Annotated in this window: 17 protein-coding genes; 9 read left to right on the top strand and 8 right to left on the bottom strand. The window is 69.7% G+C overall.

The window, feature by feature from the left end; all coding sequences use genetic code 11:
* Positions 1–142: 142 nt before the first annotated feature.
* The 5 genes from NL114_RS09345 to NL114_RS09325 form a co-directional block, all read right to left on the bottom strand.
* The gene (locus NL114_RS09345) at positions 143–457 is read right to left on the bottom strand and encodes a hypothetical protein (RefSeq protein WP_254824522.1); all 315 of its coding nucleotides are present in this window, start codon (positions 455–457) and stop codon (positions 143–145) included.
* 47 nt (positions 458–504) lie between these two features.
* Complete coding sequence (locus tag NL114_RS09340) at positions 505–1,965, bottom strand: NCS2 family permease (RefSeq protein ID WP_254824521.1); 1,461 nt, start codon at positions 1,963–1,965, stop codon at positions 505–507.
* 150 nt (positions 1,966–2,115) lie between these two features.
* Positions 2,116–2,673 (bottom strand): orotate phosphoribosyltransferase, encoded by a 558-nt coding sequence (pyrE, locus tag NL114_RS09335; protein WP_254824520.1) that lies wholly within the window; start codon positions 2,671–2,673, stop codon positions 2,116–2,118.
* A gap of 45 nt (positions 2,674–2,718) precedes the next feature.
* Positions 2,719–4,119 (bottom strand): arylsulfotransferase family protein, encoded by a 1,401-nt coding sequence (locus NL114_RS09330; protein ID WP_254824519.1) that lies wholly within the window; start codon positions 4,117–4,119, stop codon positions 2,719–2,721.
* Positions 4,120–4,162: 43 nt separating this feature from the next.
* Positions 4,163–5,149 carry a DUF5787 family protein gene (locus NL114_RS09325; RefSeq protein ID WP_254824518.1) on the bottom strand — a complete coding sequence of 329 codons (987 nt, stop codon included), beginning with the start codon at positions 5,147–5,149 and terminating at the stop codon, positions 4,163–4,165.
* A 96-nt stretch (positions 5,150–5,245) separates the two neighbouring features.
* Here NL114_RS09325 and NL114_RS09320 point away from each other — a divergent pair, with 96 nt between their 5' ends.
* The 3 genes from NL114_RS09320 to NL114_RS09310 all read left to right on the top strand — a co-directional run bounded on the left by NL114_RS09320 (position 5,246) and on the right by NL114_RS09310 (position 6,547).
* Positions 5,246–5,482 (top strand): antitoxin VapB family protein, encoded by a 237-nt coding sequence (locus NL114_RS09320; protein WP_254824517.1) that lies wholly within the window; start codon positions 5,246–5,248, stop codon positions 5,480–5,482.
* Position 5,483: 1 nt separating this feature from the next.
* Positions 5,484–5,876: a type II toxin-antitoxin system VapC family toxin gene (locus NL114_RS09315; protein ID WP_254824516.1), complete on the top strand. Its 393-nt coding sequence runs from the start codon at positions 5,484–5,486 to the stop codon at positions 5,874–5,876.
* A gap of 107 nt (positions 5,877–5,983) precedes the next feature.
* Positions 5,984–6,547 carry a hypothetical protein gene (locus NL114_RS09310; protein WP_254824515.1) on the top strand — a complete coding sequence of 188 codons (564 nt, stop codon included), beginning with the start codon at positions 5,984–5,986 and terminating at the stop codon, positions 6,545–6,547.
* Between the two features lie 131 nt (positions 6,548–6,678).
* On the opposite strand, the gene NL114_RS09305 is transcribed toward NL114_RS09310, so the two are convergent.
* Positions 6,679–7,668, bottom strand: coding sequence for a DUF7282 domain-containing protein (locus NL114_RS09305; RefSeq protein WP_254824514.1), 990 nt, complete (start codon positions 7,666–7,668; stop codon positions 6,679–6,681).
* A 368-nt stretch (positions 7,669–8,036) separates the two neighbouring features.
* Between NL114_RS09305 and mch the strand changes: the two genes are divergently transcribed.
* Both mch and NL114_RS09295 read left to right on the top strand, forming a co-directional pair.
* Positions 8,037–8,975 carry a methenyltetrahydromethanopterin cyclohydrolase gene (gene mch / locus NL114_RS09300; protein ID WP_254824513.1) on the top strand — a complete coding sequence of 313 codons (939 nt, stop codon included), beginning with the start codon at positions 8,037–8,039 and terminating at the stop codon, positions 8,973–8,975.
* Positions 8,976–9,503 carry a double winged helix-containing putative transcriptional regulator gene (locus tag NL114_RS09295; protein WP_254824512.1) on the top strand — a complete coding sequence of 176 codons (528 nt, stop codon included), beginning with the start codon at positions 8,976–8,978 and terminating at the stop codon, positions 9,501–9,503. It abuts the gene before it with no gap.
* Between the two features lie 38 nt (positions 9,504–9,541).
* Here the strand turns inward: NL114_RS09295 and NL114_RS09290 are convergent, their stop codons facing one another.
* Together NL114_RS09290 and NL114_RS09285 are read right to left on the bottom strand one after the other, a co-directional pair.
* Positions 9,542–10,000 (bottom strand): YbhB/YbcL family Raf kinase inhibitor-like protein, encoded by a 459-nt coding sequence (locus NL114_RS09290; RefSeq protein ID WP_254824511.1) that lies wholly within the window; start codon positions 9,998–10,000, stop codon positions 9,542–9,544.
* A 324-nt stretch (positions 10,001–10,324) separates the two neighbouring features.
* The gene (locus tag NL114_RS09285; RefSeq protein WP_254824510.1) at positions 10,325–11,245 is read right to left on the bottom strand and encodes an amidohydrolase family protein; all 921 of its coding nucleotides are present in this window, start codon (positions 11,243–11,245) and stop codon (positions 10,325–10,327) included.
* Positions 11,246–11,350: 105 nt separating this feature from the next.
* Between NL114_RS09285 and NL114_RS09280 the strand changes: the two genes are divergently transcribed.
* From NL114_RS09280 to NL114_RS09265, 4 genes are all read left to right on the top strand, one after another.
* Positions 11,351–11,593, top strand: a complete 243-nt coding sequence (locus tag NL114_RS09280) for a hypothetical protein (RefSeq protein ID WP_254824509.1) — start codon at positions 11,351–11,353, stop codon at positions 11,591–11,593.
* Positions 11,594–11,639: 46 nt separating this feature from the next.
* The gene (locus NL114_RS09275) at positions 11,640–12,065 is read left to right on the top strand and encodes an HIT family protein (protein WP_254824508.1); all 426 of its coding nucleotides are present in this window, start codon (positions 11,640–11,642) and stop codon (positions 12,063–12,065) included.
* 106 nt (positions 12,066–12,171) lie between these two features.
* Positions 12,172–14,415 (top strand): CocE/NonD family hydrolase, encoded by a 2,244-nt coding sequence (locus NL114_RS09270; RefSeq protein ID WP_254824507.1) that lies wholly within the window; start codon positions 12,172–12,174, stop codon positions 14,413–14,415.
* A 135-nt stretch (positions 14,416–14,550) separates the two neighbouring features.
* Positions 14,551–15,342 (top strand): ParA family protein, encoded by a 792-nt coding sequence (locus NL114_RS09265; protein WP_254824506.1) that lies wholly within the window; start codon positions 14,551–14,553, stop codon positions 15,340–15,342.
* The last annotated feature ends 6 nt before the right edge of the window (positions 15,343–15,348 follow it).

Below are 15,348 nucleotides of genomic sequence, written 5' to 3'. Positions count from 1 at the left end.
GTCGGCCTCGTGGATAAGTGGGCGTGCCGTTCGTTCCCACCCCGTGAGAACGAGCGACCTGGCCAGGGGAAGCGGCAGGCACACGCACGCGCCGTCTACCGCGACACTCGGGCGGTGGGCGACACTCCGGACGGTGGGTCGTTCATGCCTCGGCCATCAGGTCCAGTGCCGCCCGGAACAGCGCGGCGTCCGTCCCCGCATCGGCCCGCTCGGTGCGGTCCGGGCCGACCACGTACTCACCCGCCTCGTCGTCCCACGACGCCCGGGCGAGGGTTGCGGTGCCGTCGGCCCGGAGCGCGTAGAAGACGACGCGGCCCCCGTCCCGGGTCGCGAATCGCCGCGTGAGCACGCCGGCCTCGCGCGTGGGCTCGCCGCCGGTCCAGCCGTCGGGCAGCGCGTCGCGGCCGGCGGCGGCGAGCAGGTCGGCGAGCGGTGTCGGTACCGGTGCGGTCGGCATCACACGTCCGGAAGGGGCGACACGCCGTGAAGGTTGGCCGGGGCGGGCTACAGGCTGCTCGAGAGAATGCCCGAGGTCCGGACGAAGAAGTAGAGGACGAACGCGCCCGCGAGCGCCCACTGGCCGGCCGAGACGTCGCTGGCCTCACCCTGCGCGGCCTTGACAACCGGGTAGGAGATGATGCCCGCCGCGATACCGTACGCGATGGAGAAGGTGAAGGGCATCACGAAGATGGTGAGCGCCGCCGGGACCGCGAATGAGAGGTCGTCCCACGCGATCTCGGCGACGTTCGAGAGCATGATGATGCCCACGACGACCAGCACGAGGTGGGAGGCGTACGTGGGGACCGCCGCGGCGAGGGGCACCACGGCGAGCGACAGCAGGAAGAAGACGCCGATGACCAGCGCCGTCATCCCCGTGCGGCCACCCTCCTCGACGCCAGTCGCGGACTCGATGTACGTGGTGACGGTGGAGGTGCCGATCATCCCGCCGACGGTGGTGCCGACGGCGTCGGCCATCAGCGGTTTGTCCATGTCGGGGAGGTTGCCGTCCTCGTCGAGGAAGCCCGCGGCCTGTCCGACGCCGGTCAGCGTGCCGGCGGTGTCGAAGAAGTCGACGAAGAAGAACGTGAACACGACCAGCGCGAAGGAGAAGCCCTCGACCCCGCTGAAGCCGTCGACGAACGCGCCGACAAGCGGTGTGATGTCGTAGCTCGCGGCGTCGTAGACGACGGGAACGTTCGGCGCGAGCGGGATGCCCGATTTCAGTGCGACGCCGGCCTGCTCGGCGGCCGCCATGGCCGGCTGGCCGGAGTAGCCCGCCGCCGAGGCGGCGTAGCCGGCGACCGACGTGAGGATGACGCCGATGATGATGGAGCCGCGGACCCCGCGGGCGTACAGTGCGAGCGTGACGAACAGCCCCAGCACCGACAGGATGGCGATGGGGTCGGAGGCGAAGACGGGGCTGAACGTGACGAACGTCACGGGGTCGTTCGCGACGACGTGCATCTCGATGAGCCCGATGATGGCCAGGAACAGGCCGATGCCGGCCCCGACGGCCAGCTTCACGGGCTGGGGGAACAGCTTGATGATGGCCTCGCGCGCGCCGACGGCGGTCAGCAGCACGAAGATGATGCCCTCCACGACGACCGCCGCGAGCGCCGTGTTCCACGGGACACCCAGCCCGAGGACGACCGTGAACGCGAAGAACGCGTTCAGGCCGAGTCCGGGCGCCTGCCCGAACGGCCGGTTGGCGTAGAACGCCATCACCAGCGTCGCAGTCGCGGCCGCCAGCAGCGTCACGACCGCGAGCATCTGCTGTGCCTCGGGAACCGACAGGCCGAGGTCAGGGCCGGGGCCGTTCACGATGGCGGGAGCGAGGATTGCCGGGTTCACGACGACGATGTAGCTCATCGTCAGGAACGTCGTGATGCCGGCGACCACCTCCGTCTGCAGGTCGGTGTCGTGCTCGTCGAAGCCGAAGAAGTCGGCCAGCGTCTCGCGTACCATTACGCCCGGCGACGCGCACAGGTAGCACTTAACGGTTTTTGCATCGGACTACCCATCCGTCCGATTCCGTTGCCGTTCGGCGGTCGAACGGCTTCCAGCATCGGAATCGAGTGCCGAAGTCGACAGACGATTGGAGCGGGTCGGCCCGCGTCAGTCCTCGGTGTCGACGTCGATGTCGGCGTCGGCCAGCAGGTCCGACGCGGTCAGGAGCGATTCGAGTTCGATGTCGTGTTCGGCGAGGTTCTCGCGGGCCCCCTCCTCGCGGTCCACGACGACCAGCACGCGGTCGACCACCGCGCCGGCCTCCCGCAGCGCCTCAACGGCGTCGATGGCCGACTGGCCCGTCGTCGCGATATCCTCCAGCACGACGACCTCCTCACCCTCCTCGAAGCGGCCCTCGATGCGGTTGCCGGTGCCGTACTCCTTGGCCGACTTCCGGACGATGACGTACGGGTTGCCGGTGGCGACGCTCGTCGCAGCCACGAGCGGCACGGCGCCGAGTGCGACGCCCGCGAGCTTGGTGTCACCCACCCGCCGAGCGAACGCGTCGGCGATCAGCTCGAGACAGTCGGGGCTCGTCTCGAACAGGTACTTGTCGACGTAGTACTCGGAGGTGCCGCCGTGCGAGAGCTCGAACTCGCCGAACTTCACCGCGTCCGCTGCACGGAGGGCCGCGACGAGGTCGTCGCGCTCGCTCGTGTCGGTCATGCGTGGGGGTGTGGGTGGTGATGGGTTAAGCGACGCGGAAGCGGCTCACTCCCGGAACACGTAGAACGCACCGACGGCCGCCAGCACCACGACGGCGCCCCCGAACGCGAGCGCGCGTAGTCCCGAGCGCACGCCCGCGCCGGGCGTGACACCCTCCTCATCAGAGTCCGACGCGTTCACACCGAACGCGCCCAGCAACCGCTCCTCCCGTGTCGGCGCGAACTCCAGCAGCGCCGTGGCGCAGTCGGCCACCTGCCCCTGGTCGAACTGGGCACTGTTCGAGAGCGTCACCGTCCGATTCGTGTCGAACGACGCGGCGGCAGGGCCGCCGGGCTCGTCGCCCAGCGCGACCCGCTCGGCGTCGTACGGCTGCCACGGGGCGTACACCTCCCAGACGACGCGGCCCGCGGGCGTGACCTCCATCACGCGGTGCCCCCGGCGGTCGATGACGAGCGTGTTGCCGTTGGGGAGCCGGTCGGCGTCGCGGGGTTCGTTCAGCCCGCCGCCGACGAGTTCCCAGGTCAGCGTCCAGTTCTCGCCGCCCGGACTCGACGGGTCGGCCGCGCCGGGCGTGCGCGTGTACTCGACGACGCGGTCGTTGCGACCGTCGGCGACGAGTATCGCGGCCCGCCCCTCGGCGGTGCGCAGGAGCTGCGGGTTCGAGGGCGTGTCCAGCGTCCGGAAGGCGTCGTCGGCGCCGAGGCGAAGCGAGAGTTCGTCGGTCGAGCGGTTCACCACGAACACCGTATCGAAGTTGCGCGCCGAGACGAGGTACTGGCCGCGCGCCACCCGGTCGACGTCGTTGACGTGGACCCAGTCGCGGGGGAAGGGACCGCCGCCGGCACGCGGGAAGTCGCCGTCCCCGGCGAACGTCCAGTTCCAGACCGTCTCCTCGGCCCGCGGGTCGTAGACGAGCAGGCCCTCGCTCCCGGGCGTGGCGTCGGCCACGAGCAGGTTCCCGTTCGGCAGCCGGTCGATGTCGGTCGCGCTGGTCACGTTGGGGTCGCGGGCGAACCGCTGGACACCGGTCCGCTCGCCGGTGGTCGGATCGAGCGTCTCCGCGATGGCGACCCCCGGCTCCGTCGAGGTCAGCAACAGCCCACCCGACGGGAGCGGGTCCACGTCGTACGCCCAGAACCGACCCCTTGCGGTGGCGTTGTACGCGTACTCGAACCCGCCCTGTGGCCCGAAGCCGACGACCAGCGAGGGCCGCTTGACGTACCGGGCCCCGTCGAACGCGATGCCCTGGATGGAGACGACGGTGGTCCCGTTCGGCGCCCGCTCCATCCGGCCGACGCAGGGGTTGTCGACCGTCGTGTTCGCCTGGACCGTCGCCGCGGCACCGCGTGGACCCGAAACGGACCCCTCGGCCAGCGGGACGACGAGCGTGCCCGCGAGCACGGCCAGCGCGAGCAGCGACGCGACGACGGCGCGGCGGGGATGCACGCCCCCCTCTGGTCGGCGCTCCGGCTTGAGCCTTCGGCTCCGCTCACTCCGTGTCGGCGAAGCGGCCGAGCCCCGTCTGCCGCCGGCGCTCGCCAGCGTCGGGGTCCCAGGCGGTCGCGTCAGCACGGGCGCTCTCGGGGTCGACGGAGGGCGCTGCACCCGAAACGAACCCCTCGCACGCCGGGCCACACTCGGCGGCCGGGTCGACGATGCGACCCTTCCACGGACAGTCGGGGAGTGGCCCCACCGCATCCCGCTCGCCGACCTCGATGCGGGCGCAGTCCGGCCACGCCTCGGGGGCGGGCCGCCAGCCCTTCCCGAAGGCGCGCTCGGCGAGGCGGCGCCGCGCCCGGCGTTTCTCGGCGGCCGACACCACGCGGACCTCGGTCCGGCCCGGGTGCTCGTCCAGCGGCTCGACACCCGAGCCGCCGCTGTCGAGCGGTGTCGGCTCGCGGACCACCTCGCGCTCGCCGGTATCGGGGTCGAACCGCCACACGCCCACGACCTCCGGGATGCGGTTCAGGTGCGCGCCGGTGACGTGCGAGGCCGTCGCGAGTACCACCTCGTCCAGCAGGGCGAGCGAGACATCCGTCCGCAACTGCCGTTCGAGGTCCCCCGGCCGGCCGAGGTCGGGCTTGTTCTCGACGCCGCGAATCGAGCCGACCCACTCGTCCGGGTAACGACCCGTCGCCCGCACCAGGTCGCGGCCGTTCCGGCGTTCGCGTTCGCGTTCGAGGTAGCCCGCCGCCACCGCCGCGTCGACGATGCCCTCGACGCGGTCCGGATGCACGTCGAGGGCCCGTCGTGGGTCCCGCGCGGTGCCGGGACCGATGTCGGACTCGAGGACCGGCGCCGGAATGGTCCCCGGGCAGAGCGAGACGCGCTCGTCGAACTGCGGCCCCGGCTCCACCTCGACCACGTCCATCACGCGCGAGCCGTGGCAGGAAGCGCCGAGTTGCCGCGCGAGGAGCCCGTCGGTCTCGGGCTCGTAGTGGGCACAGAGGGCCAGCTCGAAGGCGTACTCGCGCACACCCGGACCGTGGGGCGGCGTGGGCTTAAGCGGCGCGTCGGGCACGCGCGTGGGGCGGCGTAACCTACTTCGGCAGCTGCATACAACCGTATGCACATGTCGAAGAGCATCCGCCTCTCCGAGGAGGCATACGAACGCCTCGCGGCCCACAAGAGCGAGGATGAGACGTTCTCCGACGTGGTCCTCCGGCTGGCGGGCGAGCGGTCGCTGCTCGAACTCGCCGGAGTGCTGAGCGACGAGGAAGCTGACGAGTTGCGGGCAGCCGTCGAGGAGCGACGCTCGCGGCGGGCGGATGAACTGGAGCTGCTCGCCGACCGGCTGGAGGACGCGTGACGTGCTGCTCGACACGACCTTCCTCATCGACCTGATGAACGGCGACCCCGAGGCGGTCGAGCGGGCACGCGAACTGGAGGCCGACCTGGTCCAGCAACGGCTCTCCGCGATGACCCTGTTCGAACTCTACTACGGGGTCGGGCGGATGACGGACTCCGAGACGGAGCGCGAGCAGATCGAGCAAGTGCTCGCATCGAAGCCAGTCCATCCGGCTGACACGGCCGTGATGCGGAAAGCGGGGCGGCTGGCCGGCGAGCTGGCGGCACAGGGTGAGCCAGTCGGTGACGGGGACATCATCATCGGCGCGACGGCGCTCGTCGTCGACGAACCGGTCCTCACTCGGAACGTCGCGGACTTCGAGCGACTGAACGGTGTCGAGGTGGAGACGTACTGACACGGTTCCACCGAAGAGAATAGGATCCGACAGGTGTTCGATGCTGCATACAGAGGATGGATTCACCAACCAACACCTAAGGACTAGCGAGGCCCAGTAGGAGTGAGATGGGAGAGGGCGATTGGAGCGCCGAGGTGTTCACCCTCATCGAAGAGCAGGAGTTCCTCGAAGCCTCGGACTTGCTCGTCGAGCAGTCCTTCTGCACTGTCGTTCAGCAGGAGTGCAATCCGTGGACCGATGGTGGGGTGGCGATTGGCTATCTCCTGCATGCGCTCGCCTGTACGGTTCGGGCTGGAGACGAACGCCGGGCGCGATTCATCCAGACCACTATCGAGGCGTGGTCACGCCACGCGAAAGAGGAGGCTGACGAGGTCTGGCACGAGGCCTTCCTCGGGACGGCGGAGGAGTGGATCGGGGACAGCTATCTGCTGATGAAATCCGAAGACGCTGAGGACCATTACCAGCTTGCGAGGGAGCATTTCGAACGGGCGAAAGTCGATGGGACACTTACTTGGGCAGGTGAACACTGGAGTCTCCCGGCGGGTTCAGCTTACAAGGTATTCCTACAGGGTGAAGGAGTGAGCGCAGGGGCCGATTCACAACTCCGGTCAAGCCGGTTCGAGGATCGACTGGACGAGAAACAGCGTCTTGTGACTGAAATCATTCGGTGACCGACTCGCGCTATGTATGCATCAGGGCCGACAGGAATTGCTGGAGTGCTGTCAGTTCCAGCGTGACCGACTCAGAGGGTGAGTTCAGCAGATGCCGTGATGTACGACCGAACGGTGGAAGGTCAGAAATCTCAGGTCGCTCTCTGTTTCAGTCCGACTATGGCGGCCAGGATGATGAGAGCCACTACTGTTGCGAGAACCTCGAATCCTGGCTGATTGACCCGAGCCGTGCTAGTCGAATTGTCCGAATCTTCCACCAGTGTCGATGTGACGACCGAACTCATCGTTGGGGATGGACTCGGGCTTGCCGTGCCAGTCGGGGTGGTTGATCCGATGGAAACAGTGGCGGTATCGTAGCCAATCCATTTACATAGCGGTAGTGCAGGGGCATCACCCGAGTCGAGGCTCCTGTTGTCATTAGAATCGGCAACCGTGAACGCGACGAGCGTAGTAGACTCAGGCGGGCGCGCCTCCAGTAGGACACGGACATTCCCACTGGTGTTCGCACCGAGATACTCCGACTGGCCGAGCGGATCCAGCTCCTCAGGAGAGAGCGGCTCGGAAACTGCCGAACCGGAGGCATTAGCGACGATAACGAAGCCTCCCTCCTCGGGGACAGCCGCAGTGCCGACAGTGACACGCCCATTAACAATCTGTTGGTCGGCAAAGCTGTACGTTGCGATGGCCGTCGGAGTAACTATGGCCGTTGTCTGGATGGGTTCTCCGTGCGAGCGGTAGGGCTCATCGCCCGGGCCGAGACTCCTGTTCCCGTCATCTCGATAGAGGACGGCAGTGAGAGCAGCACCGTCGCAGACAGGCGATTCGAGTGGAAGCACCAGATCGGTGTGGACGCCTGGCTCGAGGAACGGAGTGCTCCCAACGCGATTTCCAGACTCGTCAACGAGGACGACGAAACCGCCGGCCGGGAGCGACGCGTTGGCCACAAGAACCCGCTGTTCAGTGGCAGAGGTGATTTGATCGCGGAAGGTCACGTTAGCCTGCTCCGCGGCCAGAATGTCCGCTTGCGTACCCGTCGAGAGGGGAGTAGCACCTCCATCAGCGACGGCAGAACCGATCATGGCTCCGCCGGTAATAAGTGCAATCGACAGGCAGATGACCATCCCAAGGGCTCGACTGTGTACTCGGGTCATGGTTGTAGGGACGGGGAACGGCTCAGCGGGAAAGCCATACGAGGATGAGTGGCGCTCAGCCGGCGAATTGGAGGGGGGACATACGAACAGGTCTCTCACGGGTTAGTAAGTGCCTTCTGCTGTCTGAGCCAGCAGTATTCAATGGGGCTATCTCGACCACGCGGAGAAGGAGACACTCGGTAGCCGCGTCATGGGGCTTCATTATCAACCAAGTCGCCTTGACCGACTCGCGCTGTGTATCCAGCATGTCGAACGAGATATCCCAATATTCGAACAATTAGCGGGCCTCCCGCCTCCGCAACCACAACCCTTTGCCCGAACCCGTCGAACGCCCGCGTATGGAGAGTCTCAACGTGATGGCCGTCGAGCTGGTCGACGAGGCCATCGACTTCCGGGACGAACTCGCCATCGACACGCACGAACTCGACAACGGGGCGACCGTCCTCGACTTCGGCGTGGAGGCGTACGGCGGCATCGAGGCCGGCCTCCTCCTCGCGGAGATCGCCACGGGCGGCCTCGCGACGGTGCAGGCCGACGCCTCCGGCACCGTCGCGGACGCGACCGTCCCGCACGTCGAGTTGACCTGTGACCACCCGGCGCTGGCACTGCTCTGCTCGCAGAAGGCCGGCTGGGACGAGTTCCCCGACGGCTACGACGGCCTCGGGAGCGGCCCGGCCCGCGCACTCGTGGCCGAGGAGGAGGAGTTCCGACAGACCGGCTTCCAGGACGAGGCCGACTTCGCGACCCTCTGCATCGAGTCGGATACGCTCCCCGACGAGGCGGTGGCCGAGTCGGTTGCCGACCTCACGGGGGTCGACCCGGGGAGCGTCTTCCTCCCCACCTACCGCACGGGCTCCATCGCCGGGAGCATCGCCACCGCGGCCCGCGCCGGGGAGCTGGCGGTCTACCGGCTCTCGGAACTCGACTACGACCCGCTGGACGTGCTGACGGTCACCGCGCGGGCGCCGGTCGCGCCGGTGGCGGGCGACGAGGCGACCGCGATGGCCCGGACGAACGACGCGCTGGCGTACGGCGCCAGCGTCCACCTGACCGTCGACCGCGACTTCGACCGCTTCGACGAGGTGCCCTCGACGGCGAGCGAGGAGTACGGCACCCCATTCGAGGCGTTCTTCGAGGACGCCGACTGGAACCTCGGCGCCATCCCGCGCGAGGTGTTCGCTCCGGCGCAGGTGACCGTCGACGTGCTCGGCGGGCCCACACACGCGGTCGGCGCGACCGAGGAGGACCTGCTGGCCGAGAGCTTCGGCCTCGAGTAGATGCGGTTCAAGGTCGTCCCCGCGCTCCCCGACGCGGTGCGCGACGAACCCGCCGTGGCGCTGGACCTGCTCGCCCGGACGCGCGACGCCGTGCCGCTGGTCCCGAAATCCGAGGACGACTGCTGCATGCGCGTCGTGAGCGCCGGCGTCGTCGGCGGGCGCGACACCGCCAGCGAGTGGCTCACCTTCGCGCGGGCGCTGGAACTCGTCGCCGAGTCGGACCGGGGCTACCACCGCGTCCGGGACGCCCCGGACCCGACCGACGACGAGGGACGCGCGGCGCTCGGCGAGCGGTTCGGCGAGCGCGTCTTCGGCGCCGAGGAACTGCTGGCAGCACTCGCGGACGCGGACGGCGGGCTCACTGCCGACGCCGCGTTCGACCGGTTCCGCGACCGCATCCCGAACTGGGAGCGCCGGCGCCACACGGATCCGGAGCAGGTGTGGCGGGACCGCGTCGAGCACCTGCTTGACTGGGCGGTCGTCCTCGGGCGGGCACGGTGGGACGGCGAACGGTACCGGTTGGCCTGAGCGCGAGACGGCGCGCCCGCGGGGCGCCCGACGCCGGGCTACGGCGCGTACGTGCCCGTCAGCTTCGCCTCGTCGAGGACGTGGCCCGACATGGCCACCTTCAGGTCCTCCTTGTCGGCCGAGGCCGGGAGGTCGAGTGCCGTATCGAGCGCGAACAGCCGGAAGCGGTAGGTGTGCTCGCGGTCCGGCGGGGCCGGGCCGCCGTACCCCCGCTCGCCGAAGTCGTTGGCCCCCTCGCTGGCACCGTCGGCCTCAGGGTCCCATCCCTCCGGCAGCGTCGCGTCCGGCGGAACGTTCCAGACGACCCAGTGGTCCCAGATCGTCCCCGCCGGCTCGACCGCGTCGGGGTCGTCCATCACGAGCGCCAGCGAGGTGGCCTCGTCGGGAACCCCCGAGACGGTCAGCGGCGGCGAGACATCCGCGGCGTCGTGGCCGTGTTTCTCGGGTATCCGTTCGCCGTCGTCGAACGCGGAACTGGAGAGCGTGAACTCGGACATGGTATCGACCGGTCGGCGTCGAAGTTCGACGGGACCGGCGAAAAAAGTTCGGCGTGAACCGCCACCGACCAGTCGGGCGACGGAGCAGGTGCATCACCCCCACCCCGCTCCGCAGGCGGGACCGGCACGAGCACGGCGCCGTGGGGTCCCGCCCCCGAAGGTGGTGTCCGCACCTGATGGAGCCGACGCGAGAGGGCGTGCGGAGACCCCGCTCGCGTCCGAGGCTGTGCGCCGACTGCACACTAACAGTACCGCCCCTGTCACCATTTGGGGAGACGGGTAGCTTGAATAGGAACGAGAAACCGCGAAGGAGTTCCCCGATGTTCACTCGCCGTCGGGGACGGAAACGTCCGGGCGCGCGTCGGGGGTCGGCAGGTCGACCTCGCCGCCGAGGAACCGGCGGGCCGCCCCCCGGAACAGCGCGTCGAACGCCCCGGTCGAGAGGTCACGCGCGAGCAGGCCCTCGTACTCGCGGGCGTAGGCGTGGGGCATGTTCGGGAAGTCCGACCCGTACAGCACCTGGCCCGCGAGGTCCTCGAAGACGGCGTCCGGAATCTCGGCGGGGTCGAAGTCGACGTAGTCGTCGACGACCGTCGCCATCGCGAAGCAGGTGTCGAGGAACACCTGGTCGTGCTCGCGTGCGAGCGCGACGAACGCCTCGTGCTCGAACGTGCCCATGTGCGCCGCGCAGGAGCGCACGTCGGGGTAGCTCTCGACGAACGGTTCGTACCGGTCGATACCGACGTGCGGCGAGTCCTCGAACATCGGCGCAGTGCCCGCGTGGAACAGCACCGGCCGGCCGTACTCGGCACAGAGCTCGTACGCCGGCGCCAGTCGCTCGTCGTCGGGTGCCACCTCCTGGACGGGGCACTGGAACTTCAGCCCGCGCGCCCCCGCCTCGAACGCATCGCGCACGACCGTACGAACGTCGTCCTCCGGGTGGACGGTGGCGAACGGGATGCACATCTCGCGGTCGGCGGCGGCCCCGACGAGCCAGTCGTTCAGCTCGCGGGCGATACCGGCACGGTGGGCGTACGGGAGCGCGACGTAGCGGACGACCCCGTGCCGCCGGAGCTCGGCCTCGATGGCGTCGGCGTCGGCACCATGGGGGAACTCCCACCCGGCGACGTCGTTGAGCGAGTCCCGGATGGCGGCCATCAGCCGCTCGGGCATCAGGTGGACGTGCGCGTCGACGGCGGGTGCCAGCGGCGCCCCCGGCCCGTCGGCGCCTGAACGGTCGGTCATGGCGCGCGGCTTCGCGGGGCGCCGACCAAAGCCTTCCGGCGACCGGCGCGCCACCCACAGTCCATAGACGGTTGATTTAACATAAACCGGCGCGAGACCCATGACATGGAATCGGGGGATGGGGGGAGCGACGGCGGAGAGCTACAGCCGATCGTCGACGAACTGGCCGCGGCGGCGCGCGAGGCCCACACGGAACTGCGTACCGAACTGCCGTCACCGGAGGAGCGGAACGGGGCGGCCCAGGCGGACGTGACAGAGCTTCGGGAGGGAATCGAGACGACACAGCAGTACGTCCGGAAGCTGGAGCAGTACGTCGTCGCGCTGGAGGAACAGGTCGAATCGGAGTGAGGCCGCCGCCCGAACCTACTTGAGCGACCCGGCCACAGCCACGTCCATGACCGACGACTGCATCTTCTGCAGCATCGTGGCCGGCGACATCCCCTCGCGGACCGTCTACGAGAGCGAGGACGTGCTCGCCTTCCTCGACGCGAACCCGCTCGCGCCGGGGCACACGCTCGTCATCCCGAAGACCCATCACGAGCGGCTGAACGACCTCGGCGACGGCCTCGCGGGCGAGGTCCTCGGGACGCTGAACGCGCTCGTCCCGGTCGTCGAGGACGCGGTCGACGCGCCCGCCTCGACGGTCGCGTTCAACAACGGCCCCGAGGCCGGCCAGGAGGTGCCCCACGTCCACGGCCACATCGTCCCACGCTTCGAGGACGACGGCGGCGGCCCCATCCACGCCGTCGCCGGCTCGCGCCCGGACCTCTCCGAGGAGGAACTGGACGACATCGCCGAGCGAATCCGAAACGGTAACTGAACCAGCAGTCAATTGGTAATACGTCGTCCATCTCCGGGACAGGGCAGCCAATTTTATACAAATCTGGAGGAGTATCTATTAGTCGTTGGGTTCGGCACGCCGTGCCATGACACGCCGGGACGCGGGCGGCGACGGAACCGAACGGACGGACGTATCGCGACGGGGACTCCTCCGGGCAGGGGCGGCGGCGACGGCGCTCCCGTTCGTCGGCGCGGCGAGCGGGCGCGAGGCGACCGACGAGGGGCCGCTCGCTCCCGCCGACGAGCCGCTCCCGGGACCGACCGTCGCCCCGCTGGGCTACGACTGCGGCGAGGACCAGACCGGCGACTACACCGAGGTCTCCCGGGGGCCGACCCACGACTTCGGCGAGGAGCGCGTGGTCGAACTCGACAGCGAGGCGGACGGCGAGAAGATCCAGCTCGGCTACATCAAGCCGGAGCCGCTGGCCGACGACCAGCCGGACGGCGACTACCCGGTCATCCTGCGGGCGACGCCGTACGTCAGCGACCTCCGCAAGCCCGACTCCATCCGAGACTGTGTGCGCATCGAGCGGCTGACCGAGAACTTCGTCCAGCAGGGGTACGCCGTCGCGGTGGTCGCCGTCCGCGGAACGGGCGGGTCGGGCGGCTGCATGGAGCTGTTCGGGGCGACCGAACAGGCCGACGTGAACCAGGCGGTGACCTACCTCGGGACCCGTGAGTGGTCGAACGGCAACGTCGGCATCATCGGCCGGTCGTACGACGGGACGACCCCGTGGATGGCCGCCCGCGCCGGGAACCCCTATCTCGCGACCATCGTCCCCTACTCCGGGGTGACGGACGTCTTCGAGCTGATGTACAAGCGCGGCGCGCCCGAGAGCCGCGGTTACGGCGTGTTGCCGGCGCTGTACTACGTCATCTCGCTGGCCGAGCACGCACCCACCTCCGGGACGGGGCTGGCGACGTACCTCTCGCGAGCGCAGTGCCCGGACAACTACGCCGCCGGGACCGCGTGGAGCGTCTACTCGGGCGCGACGGGCGAACGAGACCCGTCGGGCTACTGGACCGAGCGGGTCCTCAAGCCGGGCGTCGCGCGGAACTACGAGGGGAGCATCCTCCTGGTCCACGGCCTGCAGGACTGGAACGTCGACCCCTCGCAGGTCTACCCCTGGGTCGACGAGCTGCGCGCAGCGGGCATCAAGACCCATCTCTACTTCGGCCAGTTCGGCCACCGCTACCCCGACGACGGCCGCGAGAAGGGCGAACCCAACTACAACGAGCAGTGGCAGGACTACCTGCTGGCCTGGTTCGAGAGCGAACTGAAGGGCGACTCCTACGTCGGCGAGTTCCCCGAGGCCGAGGGCATCGACCCCGACGAGACGTACGACCCGGTCCCGAAAGCGTACGTCCAGAACTCCGCGGCGGAGTGGTACACGGCCGAGTCGTGGCCGCCGGAGCCGGCCGAACCCCGGACGCTCTACCTCGGGAGCGACGGGCAGTTCCGTGCCACGCCGGACCCGGAGACGACCACCGGGCGCGTCTTCAAGGACGAGACCAGTTCGGTCGAACCCGGCGCCCGCGGGACGGTCACGGTCCAGTCCGACCCGGTTGACGAGCGGTTCCGGCTGGCCGGGACTCCGACCCTGTCGCTGACCGTGACGCCGACCAGCAGCGCCCCGCACCTGACCGCCCACCTGTTCGCCGTCGACGCGGAGGGGACGGCCGAGCGGCTGGGCTGGGGACAGGTCGACCTCCGATACGCCCAGCCCGGCCCCGAGGCCGACACCGTCGTCCCCGGCGAGGCACTGTCGGTATCGCTCCCCATCGAGCCCCTCGACGCGGTGGTACCTGCGGGGTCCTCGCTGGCGCTCGTGCTCAACCAGGGGACCGTCTCCGGGCGGACCGAGTCGCCGACGCCGACGCCGCTGGTCGTCCAGACCGGCGGCGACGCGTCGCTGACGGTCGAGGCCTGGGGCGCCGACCTGGGCCGCGGCGCGCAGCCGACGGCCGCCGGCCGGCGTGCCACGGACGGCACCGCCTACCAGGGCGGGGCGACGGCCCGACAGACCCTGATCGTCAGCGCCGACCCACCCGCCCCCGTCCGGGACACCGTCCCCGCGTCGTGGACGGTGTTCGCGGCCGACAGCGAGGACGTGGCGCGGACGGAAACGGACAGTGAGGCCGGGGTGACGCACGTCTACCTCCAGCCGGCCGCCGACCGCGAGACGTTCGAGTACTTCGTGGAGGTGCCCGACGGCCCGGACGGAAGCGGGGTGTACTCGCTGGGACCGGCGGCCGTCGAGCGCGACGGGAACTGGGTCCCGCTCTCCGGGACGAGCGCCGACGCGTTCGTCGCGGGAACGCCGGAGTGACGGCGTCGGCCGCCGACGAGACCCAGACCGGAAGCGGACGGTCGTGTCCGCGATGTCCGGCGCCGAAGAAACCGGAGGACAGTCTCACGCGATCAGTCACTAGATTTTATCAGCGACGACGAGGCAACGAGCGGTATGTCCGAGCGCGAGAGCTGGGGGCGAGCGACGGGGAGCGACGAGGCGACCACGCTGGCGCTGGTGGGCACCGTCGGCGGGGCGGGGACGACCCGGCTGGCGATCGAGTGTGCCGCGGCGCTGGCGAGCGAGGGGCGGGACGTGGCAGTGCTGGATGCGGCCTACGCCACGCAGGGCCTGGCCGACCACTGCCCGGGGCGCATCGACCCGGACGTGACGACCTGCGTGACCGGGAACCGGTCGCTGGACGCGGGGCTGGTGACGCTCCCGCTGGACACATCCGGGCGGGTCGCGTGCCTGCCGGCCTACGCACCGTTCGAGCGGCTGGCACGGGCGAAGACGCCCGAGGCGGCGCAACGGCTGGAGGGGCTGGTCGATACGGCCGCCGGCCGGTTCGACGCCGTGCTGCTCGACGTGCCACCGGTGGCGGCCAATCAGGCGGTCGCGGCCGTCACGGCGGCCGACCGGGTCGCGCTGGTGACGCCTGATTCGCGGCGCGGCGCCGACGCGCTCCCGCGGGCGGCCGACCGGCTCCGCGACCTCGGCGAGGTCCCCGACTGCGAGGTGGCGAACGCCGGGGCGAGCGACGGCGCCACCGAGGGAACCGTCCAGCGGGCCGACGTGACGCTGCCGACGAGCGCGGCGACGACCCCCGACGCAGCGCCGGCCTACGGCGACGGCGGCGCGTTCACGGCGGCCGTTGCGAGGGTCCTCGCGGCGACACTCGGCGTGGCGCCGGAACCGACCGATGACGGCGGACTCGGCGACTACGTGCCGGGATTCTCGAGGTAGCTCACA

Origin of the sequence: Haloglomus halophilum, from assembly GCF_024298885.1 — an archaeon.
Taxonomy (GTDB): domain Archaea; phylum Halobacteriota; class Halobacteria; order Halobacteriales; family Haloarculaceae; genus Haloglomus; species Haloglomus halophilum.
Note: the sequence above shows the minus strand (reverse complement) of the source record. Positions and strands in the feature narration are given on the sequence as shown.